The sequence below is a fragment of the Xanthomonas euroxanthea genome (genome assembly GCF_900476395.1).
In the GTDB taxonomy this organism is placed as follows: domain Bacteria; phylum Pseudomonadota; class Gammaproteobacteria; order Xanthomonadales; family Xanthomonadaceae; genus Xanthomonas; species Xanthomonas euroxanthea.
Genome location: NZ_UIHB01000005.1, coordinates 232,954 through 258,074, shown reverse-complemented (window position 1 = coordinate 258,074; position 25,121 = coordinate 232,954). Strand labels below are relative to the sequence as shown.

Genomic DNA, 25,121 nt, shown 5'->3' with positions numbered 1-25,121 from the left:
GGACGTTGACCTGCTGCAACGGCGCAAGCGGCTAGCCCAGCCGGCTGGCCACGAAGTCCCAGTTGATCAGCTTCCAGAATGCGTCCAGGTATTGCGCGCGGTCCTGCCGATAGTCCAGGTAGTACGCATGCTCCCAGAGGTCGCAGGCGAGCAATGGCGTGTCCGGGCCGGTGAGCGGCGTGGAGGCATTCGGCGTGGCGACGATCGCCAAGGTGCCATCCGGCCGCTGCACCAGCCACACCCAGCCCGAGCCGAAGCTGCCCAGGGCGACGCGGTTGAATTCCTGCCTGAAGTGCACGAAGTCGCCGAATGATTTGGCAATGCGGTCGGCCAGCCGGCCCAGCGGCTCGCCGCCGCCACGTGGGCGCAGGCACTGCCAGTAGAACGTGTGGTTCCACACCTGCGCAGCCAGATGGAACAGCGTGCCCTGCGCCTGCGCGATGATGTCTTCCAGCGTCAGCTCGGCGAACTCGCTGCCTTCGATGCGTGCATTGAGCCGATCGACCTCGCTGCGGTAACAGACGCCGTGGTGCGCCTCCAGGGTGGCGGCGGAAAGATGCGGCTCCAGGGCGGCGCGGGAGTAGGGCAGTGCAAGGTGTTCGATCGGCATGATGGCAAGGGCAGCGAAGGGAGTACGGCGACAGGTCGCGCCGAGGGCTTACAATGCGCGCCTTTGCGGAAGTCTATCCGACCCGGCGGTCGGGCCTGCCGCTCCCAGTCAGGAGAGTCCAATGCCGGTGATGGAACGGATCCAGGCCGAAGTCGAACAACATCCGATCGTGCTGTTCATGAAAGGCACCCCGCAATTTCCGATGTGCGGTTTTTCCAGCCGCGCCGTGCAGGCCCTGGTCGCTGCCGGCGCCGATCAGCTGCGCACGGTCAACGTGCTCGAAGAGCCCGAAGTACGCGCCAATCTGCCGCGCTATTCCAACTGGCCGACCTTCCCGCAATTGTTCATCCACGGCGAGTTGATCGGCGGTTGCGACATCACGCTGGAACTGTTCGAGGCCGGCGAGCTCAAGCGCATTGTCAGCGAGGCCTACCAGCCGTGAGCCTGGCGCAGGCCCAGCCCGACGCGCCGGCGCTTGCCGGGCGCGTGGTGCTGATCTCCGGCGCAGCGGGCGGTCTTGGCGCAGCCGCTGCGCAGGCATGCGCAGCGGCCGATGCGACCGTGGTGCTGCTGGGCCGCAAGCTGCGCCCGCTGGAGCGCGTCTATGACGCCGTTGCCAAGCTCGGCCCGGAGCCGTTGTTGTATCCGCTGGATCTGGCCGGCGCCACGCCGGACGACTACGCCGCGCTGGCGCAACGGCTGCAATCCGAGCTGGGTGGCCTGCATGGCCTGCTGCACTGCGCTGCCGACTTCGCCGGCCTGACCCCGGCCGAACTTGCGGCACCTGCCGACTTCGCACGCACCCTGCATGTCAACCTCACCGCGCGCGCCTGGTTGACCCAGGCCTGCTTGCCGCTGTTGCGGCAGCAAGCCGATGCGGCGGTGGTCTTCGTCGTCGACGACCCTGCACGCGTTGGCCAGGCCTATTGGGGCGCCTACGGCGCTGCCCAGCATGCGCAGCGTGGCCTGCTCGCCAGCCTGCATCACGAAACCGCCGCTGGCCCGGTCCGCATCAGCGGACTGCAGCCCGGCCCGATGCGCACCGCCTTGCGCGCGCGCGCCTTTACCCATCAGGAAGACGGCGACGCGGTGGACCCCGCGCGCTATGCGTCCGCCTGCGTCACCTTGTTGTCCATGGCAGGTGCTTCGCACCGCGGTGCGATCTGGAGCACTTCCGCATGACCATTCTTTCGGCGGCGCTGCTGCTGTTCCTGATCCTCGACCCGCTGGGCAACATCCCGGTGTTTCTCAGCGTGCTCAAGCCGCTGCCACCGAAGCGGCAGCGCTTCGTGCTCGCGCGCGAGTTGCTGATCGCCTTGTGCGTGCTGATGGCGTTTCTGTGGGGCGGCAAGTACGCGCTGGAGCTGATGCACCTGCGCCAGGAGTCGGTGGCGATCGCCGGCGGCATCGTGCTGTTCCTGATCGGCATCCGCATGATCTTCCCGCGTCCGGAAGGCCTGATGGGCGAGATCCCCGATGGCGAGCCCTTCATCGTGCCGCTGGCGATCCCGCTGGTGGCCGGCCCGTCCGGCATGGCCGCGGTCATGCTCATGGGCAGCAACGAACCCACCCGGCTCTGGGATTGGAGCCTGGCCTTGATGATCGCCTGGATCGGTGCCTCCACCATCCTGGCCTCGGCCCCGCTGTTGTACAAACTGCTCGGTCATCGCGCACTGACCGCGATCGAGCGCCTGATGGGCATGTTGCTGGTGGCCATTTCGGTGCAGATGTTCCTGGATGGCCTGGGGACGTATTTCAAGCTACCGGTGTCGATCTGAGCCGTCGGTGATAGGCGGGCAGGGCGTGGGAGCGATCTGTGACACTGCCTAGCGAGAATCTGAAGCCACGCCACTGACGCGTAGCGGTGCAAGCCGCCGGGTGGCGCCGGGCTGCCTCTGTAACAGGGGGCCTCCGACAGCCCTCGCCGCGCTTTCGGGCCGAATTGGGCCTGTTTTCGATAAAACGGCTCTATAGCGCGACACCGGTCGCAAATACCGCGCGACGTTGCGCAAGCTGGCGCTTACGCCATCACATGCGAAGTTCATGTTGCACTGCGCGAACTTTGTCACGCCGCCGTCACAATCAGGCCTTAGCGTGTTAATCTGTTGTTAACCGTTGCGGCAGCAACCGCCGCGCGGCGAGGGACCCCAGATCATCGGCAGCCCACCCCCGGGAACGGTTGGGCTGACTGCGCCTTTTTGTCACTGCCCAACCTGTATCGAGGCTACCGAAATGACCCACCCCCGTTGTCTTCGCATGTCCAAGCTGACGCTTGGCCTTGTTGCCGCGCTCGCCGCCGCCCCCGTGTTCGCTCAGAGCACCTCTGCCGGCGTCGCTGGCCTGGTTACCAGCAGCGGCGGTCAGCCGGTGCCGAATGCCGAAGTGACGATCACCCATGTCGAATCGGGAACCGTCAGCCGCGCCACCACCGATGCCAGTGGACGCTACAACGCGCGCGGCCTGCGTGTGGGCGGGCCGTACACCATCACGATCACCAAGTCGGGTGAAGGGACGAAGACGGAAGAGGGCGTGTACCTGAACCTCAATCAGGTCAATAGCGTCGACGCATCCCTGGGCGGTGACGTGACCACGCTGGGCGCGGTGCAGGCCATCGGCGGCGATTACGGCTCGGCGCTGTTCAGTGCGAACAAGATGGGCACCGGTACCAATGTGACCCGCGAGCAGATCGAATCGCTGCCCTCGATCAACCGTAACCTGCAGGACTACGTACGTCTGGATCCGCGCGTGGCGCAGACCGACAAGGCGCGTAATGAAATTTCCGTGGGCGGCCAGAATCCGCGCTTCAACCTGATCCGTGTCGACGGTATCAGCACCAACGACGCGTTCGGCCTGGAATCCAACGGCTTGCCGACGCCGCGCCAGCCGTTCTCGATGGATGTCATTGACGAAATCTCCGTCGACGTCGCCAACTACGACGTCACCATCACCGGCGCCACCGGCGGCGTGATCAATGCGGTCACCAAGTCCGGTACCAACGAGTTCCACGGTTCGGTGTACGGCACCTACCGTGAGAACGATTGGTCGGGCAAGAACCAGAACGATATCCGCCCGCAGCTGTTCGATAACGAAACCACCTACGGCCTGACCCTGGGCGGCCCGGTCATCAAGGACAAGCTGTTCTTCTTCGCCAACTACGAAAAGTACAAGGGCAAGGGCGTGTTCACCGGAGCCTCCGGCTACGGCCCGATCGGTTCTGGCGCGAGCAACATCGTGCAGATCCCGCAGGCCGACATCGATCGGATCATCGACATCTCGCGTAACGTCTACGGGTTTGACCCGGGAACCCTGGCGCTGCCAGCGCTGGATTCGGATTCGGAAGAAAAGGGCTTCAAGCTTGACTGGAACATCTCCGACAAGCATCGCGCCTCGTTCCGTTATGGCGAGAGCGAGCAGAGCACTGCCAACCTCAACGGTTTCGGCAATCAGGCGCTGTCGCTGAATTCGTTCCACTACGTTCGCGATTTCAGCCTCAAGACGTATACGGCGCAGCTGTTCAGCGACTGGACCGACACGTTCTCCACGGAAGCCAAGGTGTCGTACCGCGATTACTCGGCAGTGCGTACCGCTGCATCGCAGCTGCCGGCCATTGCTGTGCGGATCAATAACAACACCGTCAACCTGGGCACCGAGCAGAGCACCCAGGCCAACGAACTGCGAACCGAAACCTGGAACGCCTTCTTTGCCGGCACGTTGTTCTTGAACGACCACACCGTCAAGTTCGGCTTCGACTACGAAGACAACGATCTGTTCAACCTGTTCGGCCAGCGCGTCTTCGGTTCCTACACGTTCAACTCGGTTGCCGACTACGCGGCCAATCGCCCGCTGAACTATCGTTATTCGCGGTCCAACAGCGGAAACATCGACGACATCGCCGCAGACTGGGGCATGCGCAATGTCGGCGTCTTCCTGCAGGACACCTGGGCCGTCAACAACAACCTGACGCTGACGTTCGGTGTGCGTTATGACGAGCCGATGGTCAAGAACAGCCCGGCCTACAATGCAACCGCGTCGACGCTGTTCGGTTTCCGCAACGACCAGACCATCGACGGCAACGGATTGTTCGAGCCGCGCTTCGGTTTCAACTACACCTTCGACAGCGATCGCCCCACCCAGTTGCGCGGCGGCGTGGGCCTGTTCCAGGGGGCCGCGGCAACCGTGTGGTTGTCCAACCCGTACTCCAACACCGGCCTGGCGTACACCGATTACAACTTCTCCAGCCAGACACTGGTGAACACCAATGGCATTCGTTTCACGCCTGACATCAATAACCAGCCGATCGGTAATGGTTCGTTGAATGGCGCTACGCAGTCCGTCGATTTCGTCGACAGCAAGCTGGGTCAGCCGTCGGTATGGAAGGCCAACCTGGCATTCGATACCGAGCTGCCCTGGTACGGCATCGTGGCATCTGCCGAGGCGGTGGTGACCAAGGTCAACGAGGCGATCTACTACCAGCAGCTCAATCTGGGCAATACCAGCCGCGTGGGTCAGGATGGTCGTAACCTGTACTGGAATACTGCAGGCTTGAATCCGGCCTGCTGGCTGGACGACGGCCGTAATCCGACCGGTGCAGGCGCTCCGGCGGCTTGTGTGCGCGGCACCGCCTCGGTGGTCGATGCGCGCGGCTCGCGTGATGGGCGCTTCAACGATGCCATCATCGCCCGTCCAACCGATAAGGGCGGCAGCGAGAGCTTCACCGTCGGCCTGAACAAACCCTTCAATGGCGGCGACTGGTCGTGGGGCTTGTACTACACCTACACCGACGCCGACGAAGTCAGCGGCCTGACCAGTTCGACCTCGGGTTCGCAGCTGGGCAACAATGCTGTCTTCCAGGCCAACGAAAATGTTGCCTCGACCGCTGCGTACGAAGTGAAGAACAGCATCCTCGGCACCTTGAACTGGAAGCATGCGTTCTTCGGCGACTACGAGACCAAGTTGGGCCTGATCTACCAAGGCCGCAATGGTCGCCCGTATAGCTATGCGTTCGACAACGACGCTAATGGCGACGGCCGCCTGAACGACCTGTTGTATATTCCGGCCGGCCGCGGCGATGTGCTGTTCGGTACCGCTCGAGAAGAACAGGCGTTCTGGAACTACATCGAAGGCAACGAGTATCTGGCTGCCCGCCGTGGTCAGGTGGCCGAGCGCAACGGCGCGCGCAACTCCTGGATCAACCAGTTCGACCTGCACATCGAGCAGGAGATCCCCGGCTTCTTCAAGGACAACAAGGCCTCTCTCTGGCTTGACGTCATGAACGTCGGCAACCTGCTGAACAAGAAGTGGGGCCGTGTCGAAGAGTACGGCTTCCCGGGCATGCGTGGTGTCGTGGAATACGGTGGTGTCGATGCGGCCAGCGGCAAGTACGTGTACCGCTTCAATACCCCGGACCAGTCCACGGTCTACGACGATCGCGGCATCTCCCGCTGGGCGCTGCAGCTGGGCTTCCGCTACCAGTTCTAAAGCTGGCTAGCGTGTCGAAGCTTGCAAAAACGGCCGGGTTCTCCCGGCCGTTTTCTTTTGTGCGGGTGAGTACGCTAAAGTTCTGAGATACGACAGGAGCAAGCTATGGAACTCAGCAGTACGGCAGCACGGGCGCTGCCGGTGGTGGATGCGCGGATCTATCCGCGTGGTGGCCTGGACGTATTGTCCAAGGCGGAAGTGGCGCGTCTACGCGACGCCTCCAGCGGCGGCATGCACGAGCTGTTGCGCCGTTGCGCGCTGGCCGTGCTCACCAGCGGCAGCGCGTCGGACGACCCGCGCGCCGCGCGCGACCTGTATCCGGATTTCGATATCCAGGTGAACCAGCAGGACCGTGGCATCCGTATCGATCTGAGCAACGCACCGGCGATGGCCTTTGTCGATGGCGAGATCATCCGCGGCGTGGCCGAGCTGCTGTTCGCCGTGGTGCGCGACCTGGCCTACATGGCGATCGAGCTGGAAGCCCAGCGCGGGGATCTTGATACCAGCGAAGGCATCACCAACGCCGTGTTCGGCCAGCTGCGCAACGCGCGCATCCTGCAGCCGTCGGACCCGAACCTGGTCGTGTGCTGGGGCGGCCATTCCATCTCGCGCGACGAATACCTCTACACCAAGCAGGTGGGCTACGAGCTGGGGCTGCGTGGCCTGGACATCTGCACCGGCTGCGGGCCGGGCGCGATGAAGGGCCCGATGAAGGGCGCCACCATCGCGCACGCCAAGCAGCGCAAGCATCACACGCGCTACATCGGCGTGACCGAGCCGGGCATCATCGCCGCCGAGTCGCCGAATCCGATCGTCAACCACCTGGTGATCATGCCGGACATCGAAAAGCGCCTGGAAGCCTTCGTCCGCATCGGACACGGCATCCTGGTGTTTCCGGGGGGCGTCGGCACGGCCGAGGAAATCCTCTACCTGCTCGGCATCCTGCTGCGCGAGGAGAACGCCGACCTGCCGTTCCCGCTGATTCTAACCGGCCCGACCATTGCCGCGCCGTATTTCGAGCAGATCGACCGCTTCATCCGGCTCACCCTGGGCGAAGCTGTCGCTTCCCGCTACGAGATCATCGTTGGCGACCCGGTTGCCGTGGCGCGTCGCATGGCCGAAGGCATCCACCAGGTACGCGCGCACCGCAAGGAACAGAAGGATTCGTACTACTTCAACTGGTCTGTGCACATCCCGCTCGAGTACCAGCAGCCATTCGAACCCAGCCACGAGGCCATGGCCGCCCTCGACCTGCATCACGGCCGCCCAGCGCCCGCGCTGGCCGCCGACCTGCGCCGTGCCTTCTCCGGCATCGTCGCCGGCAACGTGAAGGAAGACGGCATGCGCCGCATCGAGGAATTCGGCCCCTTCGAGATCAATGGCGACCCGGACATCATGCAGGCCCTGGACGAACTGCTGCGCGGCTTCGTCGAGCAGCGCCGGATGAAGATTTCGGGAGACTACCGGCCGTGCTATCGGGTGGTGACCTAGACCGCCTAAAACTCAAGGTCGGCTAATGATTGGCAACTCAAGCGTACTGATGAAGACCTCATCTGTACGCTGCGTTGTCAGGCGTGCGTAGCCGCTATCTGGAGTTTCCAGTCTGGCTTTCACTGCGCGCAGACCAAGTTGATGGCCGCGATTTGAGTTTTCTTGATTGGGCGGGAGTGGGTTAGTGATTTCAATTCGCGCCCATTTCTGGTCCAGAATAAGTTTGATGGATACATAGCCGCCATCGATTCGAGGTTCAATGCCATGGCGAACTGCATTTTCTAGTAAAGGCTGAATAGATAAGGGTGGGATATGGATGTCTGGTAGTGATGAGGGGACTTGCCAGTCAATGGTTAGTCGTCGTCCCAAGCGCATTCCCTCAATTTCCAAGTAACGTCGTGTCAATGCGAGTTCTTCGTACAGGCTGATTTGATCCGATGTGCCTAGTGCTGCACGAAACAAGTCAGCTAGGTCTAGTAGCAGGCGCTCCGCTTTTTCGGGATGCCCGTGGATAAGAGCAGCTCCTGTGTTAAGTGTATTGAAAAGAAAATGCGGTCGTATTCGTGCACGCAGTGCATCCAATTGTGCCTGCTGGGCTTGTACCGCCAACTGCCTTGCCCTCCAGTGATTGTGGAATGCCAGCAAGCTTAGAATGCCGACCGTGAGCGCAATTCCTGTAGTACGGAGGAAAGTCAATATCCATTCGCGTGGAGTAGCACTCCACGCTTCATGTAATGTTGCCCACGTCGCAATGCACACCGCCCAGGTACATCCCAGCATAAGTCCCAGGGACAAGGTGGCGATGTGCAGTGGCTTCAGCGCCGCCAATCGATGACGTAATCCATACAGACATGTGAGTGTCAGTAGCGCTACCCATTGCACCGCCAGAGAAGCAAGGCCAAAGTAGACCCAGCGATTTTCGTCCAAGGTAGGGGCGAGAGCCAGCACTGCCGCGACTCCCTCGCCAGCCAGCAGGGTCCAGATGATGACAGGCGCCTGCCATAAGATGTCCAGAGGCTGTACTTGGGAAGAAGGAATGGGCATACGCTTGAAGTCTTTCTAAGGTGCAATAGTGCGAACATGATGCACCGGTTCATCAAGCGAAAGTTGCTCCATTCATTCCCCAATCTGGGCCGCTCATCGGCCACTCGTTGCGTATGCTGACGACGACCACTAGCGTTACGCTGGGGAATGAAGCGAGGAAATACCATGCCGGCGTTGCGACGCAACCTGCGGGATGACGTGCAGTTAGGTCAGCATCTAGGGTTCAGTCTGGTTGAATTGATGGTGACCGTGGCTGTGCTTGCGATCGTGGCGGCAATTGCTATCCCAAGTTTTACAGGGCTGATAAATAGTAATCGGCTTACCGCATCTGCAAACGAGGTGTTGGCGTCGCTGCAGATGGCGCGGTCTGAGGCTGTGCGACGTAATCAGACGGTGCTTGTGTGCCCAAGCAGCAATGCGTCCAGTTGTACCAGCGGCTCTTGGAACCAATGGATCATTATGGTCAAAGCTACCAACGAGGTGCTGCGAGTCGGCACAGCGAAGATGCCGCTACTAATTCAGGCGAGTCCTGCAATTGTTAGTAACGGCAATGCAGTCGAATTTAGAGCTGATGGTTTGGCGCGTGATGCAACAGGTGCGTTGCTCGCTGCGGCTGTCAGTTCTTGCCTAACGACCAGCACTCCGCCTCAAAATGTCCGTGTTGTTGTAATCGTCAGCGGAAGCCGCGCTGCTGTGCGTAATGGTGCGAGCGATATCACCTGCGCATCTCCGGTCAATGCACCTACTACGCTGTGAGGCGGGCATGAAAAAATTTATTAAACGCAATTCGATGGCAGGCGTTGGTCTAGTTGAGGTCATGATTTCAGTGCTGGTGCTAGGGGTCGGTATGCTGGGTATTGCCGCAATGCAAGCTACAGCTCTCCGCAACAGTCAGAGTTCGCTGGAACGCAGCCAAGCCGTAATACAGGCTTACACCATTTTTGATGCGATGCGCGCAAATCTTGCAGTTGCCACGTCAGGGGGTTACAACCAAACCTCTTGCACCGCTCCCACTGGTTCCAGTCTGGTCTCCAACGATATCAGTAACTGGTTGCAAGGATTAAAAAGCTCCATAAATTCTACCGCTTGCGGCACTATTAGCTGCAGCGATACGGCATGCGAAGCGATAGTCAGGTGGGACGACAGTCGGGCAAAAAACGGTAGTTCTGTCCAGCAATTTTCAATTAAGACACGCCTATGAATAGCTTGAGGAAATATAGGCGTGCCAGCAGGTCGGGTATGCGTGGCGTAACGCTTATTGAGCTGATGATTGCTCTTATCTTAGGGCTGCTGGTAGTGGGTGCAGCTATTGGTATCTTCCTTTCCAATCGTCGTACTTATAGCGCCACTGAGGGCTTGGGGCGCGTTCAGGAAAATGTGCGGACAGCTTTCGAATTGATGGCACGCGATGTCCGTGAAGCTTCCGGGAATCCATGTGTAAATACAGTGCCAATCGCCAACGTGGTAAACAATAAGGCTGCGAATTGGTACACGAACATCGACACGTGGAGTTCCGGCATAACGGGTGTCGAGGGGGCTTTTTCTTCTGGTTCTCCAGCAAACGGCACAGCAACCGGTACCCGCATCGCAGGGACCGACGCACTACAAATTCTGGGTTCTGGCTATGAAGTCGCAACCATTGCGTTGGACAATACTGCTTCGGCCACGCTTACTCTTAATACCACGGCTGCCGCTGCGGGCATCTCGACAGGCGACGTCGTAGTGGCTTGCAATGCGCGACAGTCGGCCATTTTTCAGGTCAGCGCAGCGAGTGGGTCTAATGTTGTCCATGCGGTCAGTGGAGTTTCCCCAGGGAATTGTTCAACCGGTTTGGCGATGCCGATCTGTGGCGGCTCGCAGTTCGCGTTTGTTGCAGCTGGCTCCGTCCTCGCCAACCTGCATGCTTCCCGATGGTTCATTGGTACGAATGCGCGTGGAACCAGGTCTTTATATCAGTCGCAAATGGTTTATTCCGGGAGTGCTTTGTCGCAGCGTAACGACGAAGTGTTGGAAGGCGTCAATAACATGCAGTTGCAGTATCTTGTCAGAGGGCAGTCAACGTATGTAGACGCCAGTTCCGTAACCGACTGGTCATCCGTTATCGCTGTTAGCATTCGCCTGGAAATGCTGGATTCAACTCGTTCCGGCCCTGGCGGCGAGGCCATTACCCGCACCCTTAGTCATGTGATCGCACTTCGGAATCGCAATGCATGAACACTCTCCATTATCGATCTCAGGCCGGTGTGTCACTCATTGTCGTGCTTTTGCTTTTGTTAATCATGACTTTGCTGGGTTTGGCAGTCCTGCGCAGTACGCTGCTTGAAGAGCGAATGGCGTCGAATCTCGTCGATCGCGGCAGAAGTTTTCAAGCAGCAGAAGGTGCCATGCGAGAGGCAGAGGGACGTATCAAAGCTGCAACAACGATCAGTGTTCCAAATAGTGGATGCGTAGATGGGGTCTGCGCTACCCCATTGGCTACCGATACGGATCGTTGGCTCGCCACCAGCCGTTCCGGTTGGCGTACTGCAACCTTGACGGTAGATTTAACGACTGCGCCTCAATACATCATTGAATACATGGGCGATGCTCCTACATGGCCTGCATGTGATCGTATTTCACCGATACCGGCATTGTGCTTGTCACCCAGGTATCGCATTACCGCTGTCAGTGAGGGGGCCGGGCGTTCCCAGGTACTCCTGCAGACAAACTATATCAAGCAGTAGGGGCCCGACATGACCATCTCTAAAAGTCCATTCCGCCGGAGGTTGGATGGCTTGCGTAAGGCGCTCATGGTGCCTGTGTTATCTATGCTGGCTACCCTGCTGTCGCTTCCTGCCAATGCCGGTATCACATTGCCCACCGATCCGCTGACAACGGCCAGCCGTGTTCCGCCGAACATCATGTTCATTTTAGATGACTCAGGCTCGATGGCATTTGAGGATTTAGCAAACCCTCAGATTTCTCAGATTTGTCGCCGTGATACAAATGGTGGTAACTGTACAGTATCAAACAATCAGGTTGTGCTCGACATTACTGATAATGCTTATATCGGTAATACGATCTATTATAACCCCGCTGTTAACTATCAGCCTTGGATTACATCTGCCGGCGCATTGATGATGGGTGGTACCTCGTACGGTGCGGCGTATGGAGATTTTAATAGAGCTTCGGGTACAACTATAGATCTTGCAAATGGTGCTAGCTGTTCAAATTTTGATAGAAATGGTAACGCCGATGGTACAGGAGCTAATCAAAGGGTTTGTGGCGGAGTCCAGACGTTTTATGTGCCTAAGGATTTAAATAATGCTGCGACAAATTACCTTTCAAATGCAAATAACTATTTTCGATATCAGATCAGTGATGCAAACACGGTAACGCGGAGTGAATTTGGTCCTGTCGTTACTGCTGCTCCTTCCTCCGTAACTGGATATCCCGTCTCAAATTCCGTTAACAGAAACGAAACTGATTCTTATACTATTGTTGTACCTGCGAACAGGGTTTTTACTGCTACACTCACTACAACTGGGACCCGCTTAGCAACTTTGAGGGTAAGTAACGCGTTGAGTTCTGCTGCTGAATGCACCCAGACCGCAAGTGCAGGATCAACCGTTTCTTGTCAGGTGGTAGTTGCTACTGATAGTACATATCTTGTTGAGGTTTCACGGGGCGGTAATATCGGTTCAGCAACATATACACTCGCGGCCACAGTCGCGCGAACTAATCGCTGTTCTTCCGGGAGTGATAGTAGCGATTGGATAAATTGTACTGCTGCTACTCCAACGGGAAGAAATGCTTCCCAGGAAGCCATTAATTACGCCACCTGGTTTTCCTATCATCGTACCCGCATCAAAGCAGCCAAGGCTGGCGCTGGTCAAGCGTTCAGTGATCTTGGAGCCAATGTGCGGGTTGGTTTCAGGACCATTTGGTCGCGGAATAATCTCGATATTCCAGTCAATGACGGTAATCAGGGCCTTTTCATGGATAAGGCCGCTTCAGGCGGGGCTGCAGCAATCTCTGCGCGAACGAATTGGTATAACCGCTTGTATAATGCTAGCGGCTACAATGGAACTCCTTTGTTAAATGCTTTAGACGGAGTTGGGCAGTACTTTCAAGGTTCTAGTTCAACCGGACCTTATGGCCCGGAAGCAGGCGTAGATCAGTACGCTTGCCGCCAAAATTTCGCAATTATGACCACCGACGGTTACTGGAATGGCGCCACTGCTGTCAATCCGGGCAACCAAGATGGAACTAACGGAACTACATACAGCGGCCCTGGAGGCGTGCCGGCTCCCTATGGCTACACAGCAAGTACGCCGTATTCGGATTCTTATTCGAATACGTTGGCCGACGTCGCAATGTCGTACTGGAAGAGCGATTTACGATCGGATTTGGATAATATTGTGCCCACCAGCAATGCCGATCCGGCATTTTGGCAGCATATGGTCACTTTCGGGATTGCAATTGGTGCGCGGGGTGTTCTTGATCCTGCAACCGACTTGGCTCGTTTGGTGGCTGGTACTATCGGCTGGCCTGACCCACAGCCAACTTATACCGGTGGTAATGATATCCTGGCGCGCATCGATGACTTGTGGCATGCGGCAGTTAATGGGCGCGGAACCTTTCTAACTGCTGCGGATCCGAACGCATTCAAGCTTGGGCTGACCGCCGCTCTCTCGACAATCACTCAGCGTACAGGCTCTTTTTCCAATGTTTCAGCAACGTCAACCAGTTTGGACGGGGGGACGCTTGTTTTCACTGCCAGCTATCTTTCGGGCGTCTGGACAGGCGAGCTTAATGCCTATCCGGTTGTGAACTCTGCGGTTTCTGGTACCCCTACGTGGAGTGCTTCCCAAGGTATTCCCACCAGTAATCGCAAGATCTTCACTTGGAATGGTGTCGCGGGTTCCACATTCCCGACAGCAGGGCAGGCTGCGTCTCTTGCGCGTGCATCCGCGCCAGCTGTGACAGGTGATGATAATGCTTTGTACATAGCGGGGAACCGCAGTAAAGAACTGGTGAATGGCGGAACTCTGCGCAATCGGACCTCCCTCCTGGGTGATATCGTTAGTTCTTCGCCTGCATACTCGTCCGACACTGGAACGGTTTATGTGGGCGCCAATGACGGGATGTTGCATGCTTTTAATGCGACTAACGGTGTTGAACAATTTGCATACATTCCTTCTTCAATTAATTTCGCCGATCTAGGTAGTTTAAGTGCGCCTACGTACAGTCATCGCTACTTCGTCGATGGGCCAGTCATTCTTTCGACAAGAGCTCAGACACCTGATAGAACTATCCTAGTAGGAAGTCTAGGTAAAGGCGGGAAGGGTGTCTACGCGTTGGATGTGACGACGCCAAGTAATTTTTCTGCAAGTAACGTAAAGTGGGAGCGTTACGGTGCAAGTGGTGATGCGGAAGCTGCAAATATCGGATTTATTCAATCTCGTCCTTTCGTCGCCAGGCTCAATGACGGTACTACTGCGCTAGTAGTTGCGAATGGTATCAATAGCACTAACGATCAGGCTGTACTGCTGGTTTACAATCTGGAAACCGGTACGCTTCTCAAGCAGATTAATACTAATGTGGGATCTTCTAGTGCGCCGAATGGCCTATCCGGCGCAACGGGATGGGATGCGGATGCCAATGGGACGGTTGATTATGTGTATGCCGGTGATGTAAGGGGAAATGTTTGGAAGTTCGATCTTTCCGGGGTAGCATCCGGCGGTTGGCGTGTTGCAAACACCGGCAGTCCAATTTTTACTGCTTCTTATCCAGTTGGCACTGGCAGTACCTTGCAGCCAATCACTGCGGATATGACAGTGGCATTGAACCCAAGCACTTACGAGACATGGCTTTTCTTTGGTACCGGCCGTTTCATGACGACCGGTGATCTCACAGACAAGAGTGGACAATCTTTGTATGGGATCGTTGACACAGCAACTTCTGCCAGCAATACAACGCTTGCTCGAACAGCTTTGACTACCCGCTCAATCACGGTGACCGGCACTCAAAATGGATTTCCAGTACGAGCATTTCAGCCCAATTCGATCTTACCAGCTGGCTCTAGAGGTTGGTATATCGATTTACTGAAACCGGCGGCTGTCACTGGAGGTGCTGTTACCTTGGAGGGTGAGCGGATTGTGAGTGAAGCGCAATTGTTCAATAGAACGCTTTTGGTTAGCAGCATTATCCCGACAGCTAGTGCATGCCAGGCGGACGGTACAGGCTACATCAATGCACTGGATGCCTTTACTGGCACGAGCGGTACAGAGTCTTTCTTTGATCTCGACGGTGATGGTAGTTTTAGTGACGAGACTGTAGGTGGATTGCCAGTGGGTTCGGTCAATTTAGGGGTGGGCATGCCGACACTTGGGAATGTTCTGCGGGGGAAAATTGTCGTTGGTGGTTCCAAGGGAAGTTTGGGTGGCGTCAATATTGCGGATAATCGCAATACAGGGCGTGTATCCTGGCGCGAAATTATTAGGGACTAAATCATGAGCAATATGAATCGCAACTCATCTGGGGGTTACTTTCAGAAGAATTCTGGTTTCAGCTTGCTGGAGTTAATGATTGCAGTCGCGATCGTTGGCATTCTCGCTGCTATAGCAATCAATAGTTATCGATCATCAGTTATCAAATCTCGTCGTTCAGCCGCCGCCGCATGTCTTCAAGAGGGTGCTCAAACCATGGAGCGTTATTACACGATCAATACGACTTATGTTGGTGGAAGTATGGGGGCATGTAGTGCTGACATTGCAAATTTCTATACATTTTCCTCAGGCACGCCCACAGCTACAAGCTTTTCGTTGAGCGCTACGCCAACCTCTGGGCAGAACGACTCGACATGCGGCACGTTAACGATCAATCAGCTCGGTGTGCGTGCTGCTTCGGGTTCGGGTGGCGCCACCCAATGTTGGTAAAGTCTTTTGAGAATCACGTAAATTGATAAAAGCTAAAAGGGCGGCCTGGAATTCCAGGCCGCCCTTTATCGTATTCCAGATGCTTGGCTACCATGACTTTTACTCTTTGACCATATGTCTGATAACCGAACCGTATTGCCGTCAAAATTCTAGCAAAAAAAAAAGACCTCTATAGGAGGTCTTTTTTTGTTTTTGGCGCCCGAAGTTGGACTCGAACCAACGACCCCCTGATTAACAGTCAAGTGCTCTAACCGGCTGAGCTATTCGGGCGGGGAGGTGAATTATAGGGAGCGGTGGAGCGTTATGCAACCCCTTGTCTGATAAATTTTTCAGACGGGGCAAGCTTGCTGCGCTGCCGGCAGCAGCGACCTTGGGCGCCCAGCTGTGCTGACGATGACTTGGCCCCTGAGGATGCCGCGACTGCAGATATGAAAGGTCAGGTTGCTGCCAAGTGATCTGCCAAGCGGCCCATAGCGTACTTGTCCACGGCCATCGGTTGTGTAGATCTGGAGTTCCGAAGAAATCTTTGGGGAGCTTGTCGAGATGACATCGCTCCTAACGTCAGGGTGTCGATTGCCATCTGAGTCGGAATAGATCAGCCATCCGCCAGTCCAGTTGCTGTCGCCAAGGCAGACCAGCGTCGAAGATTTTGGGCAAACAGCGACGGGTCCTCCGCGCGTGACGGACGCTGAGCGGGCCATTGCCAGAGTGGCGCTAAGTTCGAACATGATCGCTCGCACGTGATGCGTTCGGCGAAGCTCAGCAAAGGATGGCCATGCAATGGAGGTAAGCACAGCCAGCAATGCGATGATTGCCAAGACTTCTATCAAGCTGATTCCTGAGTGAGGCTGTCTCCTCTCCATTCCGTTCGATGCTCCTTCCGTGGACATTGAGCATCCTGCAAGCGAGCAGGCTCAACTATCAGTCCGCTGCTCGGGTCGGAGTAGGGAAAGCACGAACACGACCATCATCCTGCGTCGCTATACTCAGTAGTCGATGTGAGGGCACCGCTCCATGACCGACCGTTTTCAGCTCGTATCCCCGTACTCCCCAGCCGGCGATCAGCCTGCCGCCATCGACAAGCTGGTTGCCAGCTTCGAGGCCGGCTTGGCCAAGCAGACCCTGTTGGGCGTGACCGGCTCCGGCAAGACCTACACCATTGCCAACGTGATCCAGCAGGTGCAGAAGCCCACCCTGGTGATGGCGCCAAACAAGACGCTGGCGGCGCAGCTGTACGGCGAGTTCAAGTCGTTCTTTCCGCACAACGCGGTGGAGTACTTCGTCAGCTACTACGACTACTACCAGCCCGAGGCTTATGTGCCGTCGTCGGACACCTTCATCGAGAAGGACAGTTCGATCAACGAGCACATCGAGCAGATGCGTCTGTCGGCGACCAAGACCCTGCTGTCGCGTCGCGATTCGCTGGTAGTGGCCACGGTGTCGGCGATCTACGGCCTGGGCGCGCCGGAAGACTATCTGTCTCTGCGCCTGATCCTGTCGGTGGGTGAGCACATTGACCAACGCCAGTTGATCCGCCATCTCACCGACCTGCAGTACACCCGCAATGAATTCGAACTGACCCGCGGCGCGTTCCGTGTGCGTGGCGAAGTGCTGGACGTGTTCCCGGCCGAATCCGACACCGAAGCGCTGCGGATCGAGTTGTTCGATGGCGACATCGAGCGGCTGACCCTGTTCGATCCGCTGACCGGCGAAACGCTGCGCAAGCTGCAGCGCTACACCGTGTACCCCAAGACGCACTACGCGACCACGCGCGAGCGCACGCTGAGTGCGGTGGATACGATCAAGGAGGAATTGAAGGAGCGCTTGGAGCAGCTGTACTCGCAGAACAAGCTGGTCGAAGCGCAGCGCCTGGCGCAGCGCACCCAGTTCGATCTGGAGATGATGGCCGAAGTCGGCTTCTGCAACGGTATCGAAAACTATTCGCGGCATCTCACCGGCAAGGCACCCGGCGAGCCACCGCCGACGTTGTTCGACTATTTGCCGCCGGACGCGCTACTGGTCATCGACGAGTCGCATGTGACCATTCCGCAGATCGGCGCGATGTACAAGGGCGACCGCTCGCGCAAGGAAACGCTGGTGGAGTTCGGTTTCCGCTTGCCCTCGGCGCTGGACAACCGGCCGCTGCGTTTCGAGGAATGGGAGGCGCGCTCGCCGCGCAGCATCTATGTGTCGGCCACGCCGGGGCCCTACGAGCTGCGTGAGTCCGCCGGCGAGATCACTGAGCTGGTGGTGCGCCCGACCGGGCTGATCGATCCGGTGGTCGAAATTCGCCCGGTCGGAACGCAGGTGGACGACCTGATGTCCGAAATCCATGAGCGCATCAAGCTCGGCGACCGTGTGCTGGTGACGACGCTGACCAAGCGCATGTCCGAGAACCTCACCGAGTACCTCGGCGAGCATGGCATCCGCGTACGCTATCTGCATTCGGATATCGACACCGTGGAGCGCGTGGAGATCATCCGCGACCTGCGCCTGGGCAAGTTCGACGTGCTGGTCGGCATCAATCTGTTGCGCGAAGGTCTGGATATGCCGGAAGTGTCGCTAGTGGCGATCCTGGACGCGGACAAGGAAGGCTTCCTGCGTTCGACCGGTTCGTTGATTCAGACCATTGGCCGCGCCGCGCGCAACCTGCGCGGCAAGGCCATTCTGTACGCCGACAAGATGACGCGCTCGATGCAGGCCGCGATCGACGAAACCGACCGTCGCCGCGAGAAGCAGGTCGAGTACAACCTGGAACATGGCATCACGCCCAAGTCGGTGGCGCGTCCGATCTCCGACATCATGGAAGGTGCGCGCGAGGATGCCGCCGAGAAGAAGGCGGGCAAGGGACGCTCGAAGTCGCGTCAGGTGGCGGAGGAAATGCCCGATTACCGCGCGATGGGGCCTGCCCAGATCGCCGGCAAGCTCAAGAGCCTGGAGCAGCAGATGTACCAGCACGCCAAGGACCTGGAGTTCGAGGCGGCCGCGCAGATTCGCGACCAGATCCAGAAACTGAAAGCTGCCAGTCTGGCGTAGGGCAGGGCGACAGCGTCGCAGTTCGGATGCAGGGAGGGCTTGTGGCGATCCAAACCCTGCGCTAGAATGCGCGCCCTGCACAGCGCAATGCTGATGCAGGAAACGGGCGGTTAGCTCAGCGGTAGAGCACTACCTTGACATGGTAGGGGTCACAGGTTCGAACCCTGTACCGCCCACCACTCCAAGTCCAGACGGCATGGCGACTTGAGTGGCTTCAACATCGGCAGCGACTGCTGCCGCGGATCCCAGGTTGGCTCATGCATTTACGCTCGCAGCGTCCGTGCGTCCTTTGCCAGGTCTTCGACGATCGCTTTCGTTTCCATCCTTGGCGTCCCCAAGCGTGTTGAATCGAACATCGTGCAGCGGCTAGGCGTCACGGGCGGCTGCACGCCGGCCTGGCAGGCCGGGCGCTTTTGCGTCCCATGCGTCGAGTGTCCTGGGGGGCAGGCTCGGGCCGCTGTTCAACGTTGTTTCGTCGCGGCGCTGGGCACCGCATCCATAGCTGGGCACCTCATCCACAAGGGGAGTTGTCACCGCCAGGCATGCGCGTGGCTTTGAAAGCACTTCAAGTGTCAACCGAATTCCTCCAGCACTGACGCATCCCGATCCTCGCCTTGCGTCGAAAGCAGGCGCTGTTGAGCCGGCTTCGCCGAAACCGCTTTCTCCATCACACGTCTTGCTTTAGCATCGCCTCCGCGCTGACGAAAAGGAAGGCTGGCGATGGACGAGTATCAGCACACCGTGCTGACCAGGGGCGGGTACCGTGTCGTGGCAATCACCCGGGAGGATACTTACGCGCCTGACGCTGTGGTTGCCTATGCCGTCGTGACGGATGCCGGAACCCGGCTTACGCCGGACCTGTCGCTGGATCAAGCCAGAGTCTGGATCGACTCGCTCGTCGAGAGCGAGAGCGGCGGGCGCAAGGCGGATCTGGTCGATCACAAGCCCGTCGTCCGTCGCTAATTGCCGTTGAGAAGTAAGCCAAGGAGTAGGGGCGCGTGTCCAAAGCCAAACTAATTGCAGTCGCCACCCTGGTGACATTGCTTGTTGGATATTTCCTGTCCGGGTATCTGACGCTTCTGTTGTTGCGGCTCGATACCGGGCTGTACGCCTGGGATACCTACTACCGCTACGTCAAGGCGCTGGGCTTGCCGGAAGTGGCGCCTTACGCAACCAAGATCAAGATGTCCGGCATTCTCGGCTTTGGTCTGCCCGGGATCATCTGGGCCATCACGGTCGTGCTCCTGGTCAAGCCGAAGGCACGGGCGCTGCATGGTGATGCGCGCTTTGCCGGAGCGGCAGACCTCTCCAAGCACGGTCTTTTCAAGCCTAGTGGTAACGGCATCGTCGTCGGCAAGTTCAACGGCAAGCTTGTACGGCTGAGCGGGCAACAGTTCGTGATCCTCGCTGCGCCAACGCGTTCCGGCAAGGGCGTCGGCGTGGTCATTCCCAACCTGCTGGAGTACCAGGAATCGGTCGTGGTCCTGGACATCAAGCAGGAGAACTTCGACCTCACCAGTGGCTGGCGCGCCAGTCAGGGGCATGAGGTGTTCCTCTTCAATCCTTTTGCCGAAGACCGTCGTACGCATCGGTGGAATCCGCTGACCTACGTGTCCAGCGACCCCGCCTTTCGTGTGTCGGATCTGATGAGCATCGCCGCGATGCTGTATCCGGACGGGTCGGATGACCAGAAATTCTGGGTCAGTCAGGCGCGTAATGCCTTCATGGCGTTCGCCCTGTATCTGTTCGAAAACCAGGACGAGGAGTTGTCGCTCGGCTTCCCTGGCGGGGCAGGGGCTCCCACGCTTGGCGGCATCTACCGCCTGTCGTCGGGAGATGGCACAGACCTCAAGAAGTACCTCAAGTCGCTGTCCGAGCGCAGGTTCCTCAGCAGCAATGCACGCTCGGCATTTGCCAACATGCTGTCACAGGCCGATGAGACATTCGCGTCCATCATGGGCACCCTGAAAGAGCCGCTCAACGCATGGATCAACCCGGTCCTGGATGCGGCAACCAGCGCAGACGACTTCCTGCTCACCGATCTGCGCAAGAAGAAGATGACGATCTACATCGGCATCCAGCCCAACAAGCTGGCCGAAAGCCGGCTCATCATCAATCTGCTCTTCAGCCAGATCATCAACCTCAACACGCGCGAGCTGCCGAAGTCCAATCCAGAGCTGAAATACCAATGCCTGCTGTTGATGGACGAATTCACCTCGATTGGCAAGGTCGACATCATCGCCACTGCGGTTGCCTACATGGCGGGCTACAACCTTCGTTTGCTGCCCATCATCCAGAGCATGGCGCAGCTGGACGCGACCTACGGCAAGGATCTGTCGCGCACCATCATCACCAACCATGCGCTGCAGATCCTGTATGCGCCGCGCGAGCAGCAGGATGCGAACGACTACTCCGAAATGTTGGGCTACACCACCATCAAGAAGAAGAACGTCACCCGCGGCAGGGAGACTACCCGTAGCGTTTCGGAGGAGCGGCGTGCCCTGATGCTTCCGCAGGAACTCAAGGCAATGGGCAACCAGAAAGAGGTCTTCCTGTACGAGGGCATCCCGCACCCGGTGAAGTGCGACAAGATCCGCTACTACGAAGATCGATATTTCACCGCACGCCTGTTGCCGAAGACGGACGTGAAAACGCTTTCCGTGAAAGTGTGATTTTGGTCACGAAATAGATGGGGCGACGTGCCGGCGATTCTTGACTCATGCGTACGTTGAGGGCAAAGTTACCCAGAATTTGCGCAATGTTGATTTTTTGTTAAAGGGGGGCGGCGCCAGACGGGGCCGCACAGGAGTAAGGCTATGGATGGTTCTGCAGCGTATTCTTTTTTTTCGTTGACGCGCATGTGCGGTGCCGGTTGGCCTGTTTCGGCTGGCTCGGATGGATATGTGCGCCCGCAAGTTGCATCGAAGGCAAATTCCCTCCGCCACCTGACGGTGAGCGGGGCCGTCGTGCTGTTCGCCGTAAGCACGAAATCTCATGAGTTGGAGAAGTCAGAGTGAATCCGATGTGTGTGCCCAAGCTGTCGCTGGTCTTGGTGGTCGCTGCGTTGGTCAGCGCGTGCGCGACCAAGCCTGCTCCCGATTTTGGTGGACGTTGGAAGCACGTCAATCACTTTGACGAAGCGCCCACTGAGATCCCGCTTTACACCTCCTATACGTATCAGGCCACGCCGATGGACGGCACGCTGAAGACGATGCTGGAACGGTGGGCTGCGGATTCCAACATGCAGCTGTCGTACAACCTGCCTTCGGATTACACCCTGATCGCTCCGGTTTCCAACATCAGTACCACCAGTGTGCAGCAAGCCGCAACCGAGCTGAGCGCGGTGTACGCGGCGCAAGGGGTGTCGGTCTCGGTCTCCGCCAACAAGCTGTTGGTACAGCCGGTGCCGGTGTCGTCTGGAGCCAAACTCTAAGAGCTGACTGCTGATCCGATGCTCTCCAGCATTCGGTCGGCGAGTCGGCTCAAGCCTCCCATGCGTCCGTGCTCTTCGCGGCGATAGTTTCAGGCCTGACAAGGCCCTACGGTGACGGATTTCGACATGTTGCGTAAGAAAGTGAGTGAAAAGGACGGTTCCGCCCAGGTTGGTGCGGCCGTCCAGAAAGCGGTGAACTACGAGGTCAGCATCGCCGATCTCGCACGCCGCAGCGAAAAGCGCGCATGGGTGGTGGCGACCGTCTCCATGCTCATTACCGTCATGACGGCCGGCGGTTATTACTACATGTTGCCGCTGAAGGAGAAGGTGCCTTACCTGGTAATGGCTGACGCGTATTCTGGCACCAGCACCATTGCCAAGCTCGAAGCGAATTACGGCGGACGCACCATCAGCACCAGCGAGGCATTGGCGCGTAGCAATATTGCGCGTTTCATCCTGGCCCGTGAGTCATTCGATGCGTCTACCATCGGTGATCGCGACTGGAATACGGTTGCTGCGATGGCGGCAACGAATGTGCTTGCCGAGTATCGCGCGCTGCATGCCGGTAATAATCCAACGAGGCCTTTCAATACCTATGGAAGGCTGCGTGCAATCCGCATCAATATTCTCAGCATCACCCTTATCGGTGGCAAAGGTAAGCCGTATACGGGTGCGACGGTGCGTTTTCAGCGGAATGTTTACGATAAGACATCTACTGTAACTACGCTTCTGGACAACAAGATTGCGACTATGGGGTTCGCTTACCAGGATAACCTGCAGATGAGTGATAGCCTTAGAGTGGAAAATCCCCTTGGTTTCCGGGTGACCGATTATCGTGTCGATAACGATTACTCGGCCTTGCCTGCCGCGCCGTCCGCGATCAGCACGCAGGCGCAAGCTGCACCACAGGCCGCAGCTTATCAGCAGCCGATGACTCCTGGCATGGTTGATCCGAATGCCGCTGGCGCTGCAACGCCAGCCAGTGTCCCGGCGCAGCAGGGCATGCAGGCGGCTCCTGGTAGCGTTCCAGTGCAACAGCAGCCCGGATATCCTGGCCAGGCACAGCCTCAGCCGTCCGGCCAAACTCAAGCCCAGCCCACGATCCAACCCCAAGGGATGCCGAACAATGTCAATGGAGCAAGCGGTCGATGAAACCCTCTAACCCCTACAGGGCGGCATTGGCTGCAGTGTTGCCACTTGCATTGTGCGCATTCTCGGCTGCAGCTCAGGTCGTACAAGAATACGAATACGCACCCGACCGTATCTATCAGGTGCGTACCGGACTGGGCATCACCACCCAGATCGAACTCAGTCCCAATGAAAAGATTCTTGACTACAGCACCGGTTTTACCGGAGGCTGGGAGCTGACACGTCGTGAAAACGTCTTTTATCTGAAGCCCAAGAACGTCGACGTCGATACGAATATGATGATTCGTACGGCTACGCATTCTTATATCCTCGAGCTCAAGGTTGTTGCGACCGATTGGCAACGCCTGGAGCAGGCCAAACAGGCCGGCGTACAATACAAAGTGGTATTCAGTTACCCCAAGGATACGAGCTTCAACAATGTCGAGGATGCAGCTGCCGCTAAGGATGGTCCTCTGTTGAATGCGAAGATTCTCAAGGATCGTCGCTACTATTACGACTATGACTTTGCTACGCGAAGCAAAAAGTCCTGGTTGATTCCGAGCCGAGTCTATGACGACGGTAAGTTCACTTATATCAATATGGATTTAACACGATTTCCCACAGGTAATTTCCCAGCGGTATTTGCTCGTGAGAAAGAGCATAGCGAGGACTTTCTCGTGAATACGACCGTTGAGGGTAATACCTTGATCGTTCATGGAACCTACCCCTTTCTGGTAGTTCGTCATGGCGATAATGTCGTCGGTCTGCGAAGGAACAAGCAAAAGTGAACTCCAACATTCCAAACAGCCCTGATGAGCGCTCCCGGGACAACCGATCGGATGAGCCCGTAACGAACGAGTACGACGAGCGCAGTAATCCGTACTTCGCACGCCAGCAGGCGGCTGCGGAGCCGGATCTGGATTCGACTGAGCCTGTGTTGCGGTCCAGCGACATCAAACGGTTGAACCGGAAGGCGCTGGTTTTTCTCGCACTGGTTGCCGGCTTGTTACTTTTAGCTATTTTCTGGTTGGCAAAGCAGGGCTCTGACGATTCTGCACCGGTGAAGCCGCGTGCCGAGACGGTTGTCGCGCCTGCACTTCCGCAAAATATGACCTCACCCGTCGAGACGGCTCCGGTGCCTCTTGCGCAACAACCGAGTTTGCCGCCGCTGCCGCCGATGCCTATCGACGAAAACGACAGCATGCCCGCCGAAGCTCCAGAGCGTCCGCGCGCTCCGACCTTGCTGGAACGACGCATTCTGGCCGAGCAGTCCGCTGCAGCTGGCGGCAATGCTTCGGGCACTCCCGGGATGTCGGGTCAGACTGGCGCACAGCCTGGAGCTCAAGAGGATGAGCAGGTGACGCTGGCCAAGCCGATCAGCAATCCTGACGGTTTGCTCGTGCGCGGTACCTATATCCGTTGCATTCTGGAAACGCGGATCATTTCCGACTTTGGCGGCTATACGTCCTGTATCGTTACCGAACCGGTTTATTCGATCAATGGGCACAATCTGCTGTTGCCGAAGGGTTCGAAGATGCTGGGTCAGTATGGTGCAGGCGAACCCACGACCCGGCGCCTGCAGGTCGTCTGGGATCGCGTGACTACTCCAACCGGGCTCGATGTCACTCTGGTCGGCCCGGGTATCGACACGCTCGGCAGTGCTGGTCATCCTGGCCAGTATGACGCTCACTGGGGCAACAAGATCGCTTCGGCGTTGTTCATCAGTCTTTTAAGCGATGCTTTCAAGTACGCGGCTGCGGAGTACGGTCCGGAGACGACCACCATCGGTGTAGGTTCCGGTGTCATCACGCAGCAGCCGTTCGAGAGCAACACCGCCCAAAGCGTTCAGCAACTTGCGCAACAGGCGGTAGAGAAATCCGGGCGTCGCCCTGCAACGCTGACGATCAATCAAGGAACGGTCCTGAACGTCTACGTTGCGAAGGATGTCGATTTTTCGGCGGTGCTGCCCAAGTGAGCGCGA

At 57.8% G+C, this 25,121-nt stretch carries 21 protein-coding genes and 2 tRNA genes; 19 read left to right on the top strand and 4 right to left on the bottom strand.

Annotated features, from left to right (window positions below; translation table 11 throughout):
- Positions 1 to 31: 31 nt before the first annotated feature.
- Positions 32 to 610 (bottom strand): superoxide dismutase, encoded by a 579-nt coding sequence (locus CPBF1521_RS15205; RefSeq protein WP_104648001.1) that lies wholly within the window; start codon positions 608 to 610, stop codon positions 32 to 34.
- Between the two features lie 121 nt (positions 611 to 731).
- On the opposite strand from CPBF1521_RS15205, the gene grxD reads away from it, so the two are divergent.
- The 5 genes from grxD to ppnN all read left to right on the top strand — a co-directional run bounded on the left by grxD (position 732) and on the right by ppnN (position 7,579).
- On the top strand, positions 732 to 1,052 hold the full coding sequence (gene grxD, locus CPBF1521_RS15200) for a Grx4 family monothiol glutaredoxin (protein WP_006450539.1): 321 nt from the start codon (positions 732 to 734) through the stop codon (positions 1,050 to 1,052).
- Positions 1,049 to 1,792, top strand: coding sequence for an SDR family NAD(P)-dependent oxidoreductase (locus tag CPBF1521_RS15195; RefSeq protein ID WP_115677525.1), 744 nt, complete (start codon positions 1,049 to 1,051; stop codon positions 1,790 to 1,792). The genes grxD and CPBF1521_RS15195 overlap by 4 nt, the downstream gene beginning before the upstream one ends.
- The gene (locus CPBF1521_RS15190; RefSeq protein WP_005996031.1) at positions 1,789 to 2,388 is read left to right on the top strand and encodes a YhgN family NAAT transporter; all 600 of its coding nucleotides are present in this window, start codon (positions 1,789 to 1,791) and stop codon (positions 2,386 to 2,388) included. Before CPBF1521_RS15195 ends, CPBF1521_RS15190 begins: the two co-directional genes overlap by 4 nt.
- Before the next feature lie 454 nt (positions 2,389 to 2,842).
- Positions 2,843 to 6,088: a TonB-dependent receptor gene (locus tag CPBF1521_RS15185; protein WP_115677524.1), complete on the top strand. Its 3,246-nt coding sequence runs from the start codon at positions 2,843 to 2,845 to the stop codon at positions 6,086 to 6,088.
- Positions 6,089 to 6,193: 105 nt separating this feature from the next.
- Complete coding sequence (gene ppnN / locus CPBF1521_RS15180) at positions 6,194 to 7,579, top strand: nucleotide 5'-monophosphate nucleosidase PpnN (RefSeq protein ID WP_104647998.1); 1,386 nt, start codon at positions 6,194 to 6,196, stop codon at positions 7,577 to 7,579.
- A 12-nt stretch (positions 7,580 to 7,591) separates the two neighbouring features.
- Here the strand turns inward: ppnN and CPBF1521_RS15175 are convergent, their stop codons facing one another.
- On the bottom strand, positions 7,592 to 8,623 hold the full coding sequence (locus tag CPBF1521_RS15175) for a sensor histidine kinase (RefSeq protein WP_115677523.1): 1,032 nt from the start codon (positions 8,621 to 8,623) through the stop codon (positions 7,592 to 7,594).
- 240 nt (positions 8,624 to 8,863) lie between these two features.
- Between CPBF1521_RS15175 and CPBF1521_RS15170 the strand changes: the two genes are divergently transcribed.
- Genes CPBF1521_RS15170 through CPBF1521_RS15145 form a run of 6 tightly spaced genes read left to right on the top strand, consistent with a single transcriptional unit; the run spans position 8,864 to position 15,543 of the window.
- Positions 8,864 to 9,379, top strand: a complete 516-nt coding sequence (locus tag CPBF1521_RS15170) for a GspH/FimT family pseudopilin (RefSeq protein ID WP_235858477.1) — start codon at positions 8,864 to 8,866, stop codon at positions 9,377 to 9,379.
- Between the two features lie 7 nt (positions 9,380 to 9,386).
- Positions 9,387 to 9,824: a type IV pilus modification protein PilV gene (gene pilV, locus CPBF1521_RS15165; RefSeq protein WP_115677521.1), complete on the top strand. Its 438-nt coding sequence runs from the start codon at positions 9,387 to 9,389 to the stop codon at positions 9,822 to 9,824.
- 38 nt (positions 9,825 to 9,862) lie between these two features.
- On the top strand, positions 9,863 to 10,837 hold the full coding sequence (locus CPBF1521_RS15160) for a PilW family protein (RefSeq protein WP_115677520.1): 975 nt from the start codon (positions 9,863 to 9,865) through the stop codon (positions 10,835 to 10,837).
- A complete protein-coding gene (locus CPBF1521_RS15155) occupies positions 10,834 to 11,346 on the top strand; it encodes a pilus assembly PilX family protein (RefSeq protein ID WP_115677519.1) in 513 nt (170 codons plus the stop codon). The genes CPBF1521_RS15160 and CPBF1521_RS15155 overlap by 4 nt, the downstream gene beginning before the upstream one ends.
- Positions 11,347 to 11,355: 9 nt before the next feature.
- A complete protein-coding gene (locus tag CPBF1521_RS15150; RefSeq protein ID WP_235858469.1) occupies positions 11,356 to 15,114 on the top strand; it encodes a pilus assembly protein in 3,759 nt (1,252 codons plus the stop codon).
- 3 nt (positions 15,115 to 15,117) lie between these two features.
- Positions 15,118 to 15,543: a type IV pilin protein gene (locus CPBF1521_RS15145; RefSeq protein WP_235858468.1), complete on the top strand. Its 426-nt coding sequence runs from the start codon at positions 15,118 to 15,120 to the stop codon at positions 15,541 to 15,543.
- Between the two features lie 193 nt (positions 15,544 to 15,736).
- On the opposite strand, the gene CPBF1521_RS15140 is transcribed toward CPBF1521_RS15145, so the two are convergent.
- Together CPBF1521_RS15140 and CPBF1521_RS15135 are read right to left on the bottom strand one after the other, a co-directional pair.
- Positions 15,737 to 15,813 (bottom strand) — tRNA-Asn (locus tag CPBF1521_RS15140).
- A 59-nt stretch (positions 15,814 to 15,872) separates the two neighbouring features.
- On the bottom strand, positions 15,873 to 16,271 hold the full coding sequence (locus CPBF1521_RS15135) for a GspH/FimT family protein (RefSeq protein WP_256359931.1): 399 nt from the start codon (positions 16,269 to 16,271) through the stop codon (positions 15,873 to 15,875).
- 286 nt (positions 16,272 to 16,557) lie between these two features.
- Here CPBF1521_RS15135 and uvrB point away from each other — a divergent pair, with 286 nt between their 5' ends.
- From uvrB to CPBF1521_RS15095, 8 genes are all read left to right on the top strand, one after another.
- On the top strand, positions 16,558 to 18,579 hold the full coding sequence (uvrB, locus tag CPBF1521_RS15130; RefSeq protein ID WP_102253869.1) for an excinuclease ABC subunit UvrB: 2,022 nt from the start codon (positions 16,558 to 16,560) through the stop codon (positions 18,577 to 18,579).
- A gap of 104 nt (positions 18,580 to 18,683) precedes the next feature.
- A tRNA-Val gene (locus tag CPBF1521_RS15125) sits at positions 18,684 to 18,758 on the top strand.
- A gap of 541 nt (positions 18,759 to 19,299) precedes the next feature.
- Positions 19,300 to 19,542 (top strand): hypothetical protein, encoded by a 243-nt coding sequence (locus tag CPBF1521_RS15120; RefSeq protein ID WP_104581988.1) that lies wholly within the window; start codon positions 19,300 to 19,302, stop codon positions 19,540 to 19,542.
- A gap of 35 nt (positions 19,543 to 19,577) precedes the next feature.
- On the top strand, positions 19,578 to 21,251 hold the full coding sequence (locus CPBF1521_RS15115; RefSeq protein WP_115677516.1) for a type IV secretory system conjugative DNA transfer family protein: 1,674 nt from the start codon (positions 19,578 to 19,580) through the stop codon (positions 21,249 to 21,251).
- Positions 21,252 to 21,601: 350 nt separating this feature from the next.
- Complete coding sequence (locus CPBF1521_RS15110) at positions 21,602 to 22,012, top strand: TcpQ domain-containing protein (RefSeq protein ID WP_115677515.1); 411 nt, start codon at positions 21,602 to 21,604, stop codon at positions 22,010 to 22,012.
- A gap of 126 nt (positions 22,013 to 22,138) precedes the next feature.
- Complete coding sequence (locus CPBF1521_RS15105; RefSeq protein WP_181901251.1) at positions 22,139 to 23,164, top strand: VirB8 family type IV secretion system protein; 1,026 nt, start codon at positions 22,139 to 22,141, stop codon at positions 23,162 to 23,164.
- A complete protein-coding gene (locus CPBF1521_RS15100) occupies positions 23,161 to 23,928 on the top strand; it encodes a TrbG/VirB9 family P-type conjugative transfer protein (RefSeq protein ID WP_115677513.1) in 768 nt (255 codons plus the stop codon). Before CPBF1521_RS15105 ends, CPBF1521_RS15100 begins: the two co-directional genes overlap by 4 nt.
- Positions 23,925 to 25,115, top strand: a complete 1,191-nt coding sequence (locus CPBF1521_RS15095) for a TraB/TrbI/VirB10 family type IV secretion system protein (protein WP_115677512.1) — start codon at positions 23,925 to 23,927, stop codon at positions 25,113 to 25,115. Before CPBF1521_RS15100 ends, CPBF1521_RS15095 begins: the two co-directional genes overlap by 4 nt.
- Positions 25,116 to 25,121 lie beyond the last annotated feature (6 nt).

Bases quoted from the DNA above. Each gene is read 5' to 3' on its own strand.
- CPBF1521_RS15205 (WP_104648001.1), bottom strand. From the start codon at position 610: ATGCCGATCGAACACCTTGCACTGCCCTACTCCCGCGCCGCCCTGGAG.
- grxD (WP_006450539.1), top strand. From the start codon at position 732: ATGCCGGTGATGGAACGGATCCAGGCCGAAGTCGAACAACATCCGATC.
- CPBF1521_RS15190 (WP_005996031.1), top strand. From the start codon at position 1,789: ATGACCATTCTTTCGGCGGCGCTGCTGCTGTTCCTGATCCTCGACCCG.
- CPBF1521_RS15185 (WP_115677524.1), top strand. From the start codon at position 2,843: ATGACCCACCCCCGTTGTCTTCGCATGTCCAAGCTGACGCTTGGCCTT.
- ppnN (WP_104647998.1), top strand. From the start codon at position 6,194: ATGGAACTCAGCAGTACGGCAGCACGGGCGCTGCCGGTGGTGGATGCG.
- CPBF1521_RS15175 (WP_115677523.1), bottom strand. From the start codon at position 8,623: ATGCCCATTCCTTCTTCCCAAGTACAGCCTCTGGACATCTTATGGCAG.
- CPBF1521_RS15170 (WP_235858477.1), top strand. From the start codon at position 8,864: ATGGTGACCGTGGCTGTGCTTGCGATCGTGGCGGCAATTGCTATCCCA.
- pilV (WP_115677521.1), top strand. From the start codon at position 9,387: ATGAAAAAATTTATTAAACGCAATTCGATGGCAGGCGTTGGTCTAGTT.
- CPBF1521_RS15160 (WP_115677520.1), top strand. From the start codon at position 9,863: ATGCGTGGCGTAACGCTTATTGAGCTGATGATTGCTCTTATCTTAGGG.
- CPBF1521_RS15155 (WP_115677519.1), top strand. From the start codon at position 10,834: ATGAACACTCTCCATTATCGATCTCAGGCCGGTGTGTCACTCATTGTC.
- CPBF1521_RS15150 (WP_235858469.1), top strand. From the start codon at position 11,356: ATGACCATCTCTAAAAGTCCATTCCGCCGGAGGTTGGATGGCTTGCGT.
- CPBF1521_RS15145 (WP_235858468.1), top strand. From the start codon at position 15,118: ATGAGCAATATGAATCGCAACTCATCTGGGGGTTACTTTCAGAAGAAT.
- CPBF1521_RS15135 (WP_256359931.1), bottom strand. From the start codon at position 16,271: ATGTTCGAACTTAGCGCCACTCTGGCAATGGCCCGCTCAGCGTCCGTC.
- uvrB (WP_102253869.1), top strand. From the start codon at position 16,558: ATGACCGACCGTTTTCAGCTCGTATCCCCGTACTCCCCAGCCGGCGAT.
- CPBF1521_RS15120 (WP_104581988.1), top strand. From the start codon at position 19,300: ATGGACGAGTATCAGCACACCGTGCTGACCAGGGGCGGGTACCGTGTC.
- CPBF1521_RS15110 (WP_115677515.1), top strand. From the start codon at position 21,602: ATGTGTGTGCCCAAGCTGTCGCTGGTCTTGGTGGTCGCTGCGTTGGTC.
- CPBF1521_RS15105 (WP_181901251.1), top strand. From the start codon at position 22,139: ATGTTGCGTAAGAAAGTGAGTGAAAAGGACGGTTCCGCCCAGGTTGGT.
- CPBF1521_RS15100 (WP_115677513.1), top strand. From the start codon at position 23,161: ATGAAACCCTCTAACCCCTACAGGGCGGCATTGGCTGCAGTGTTGCCA.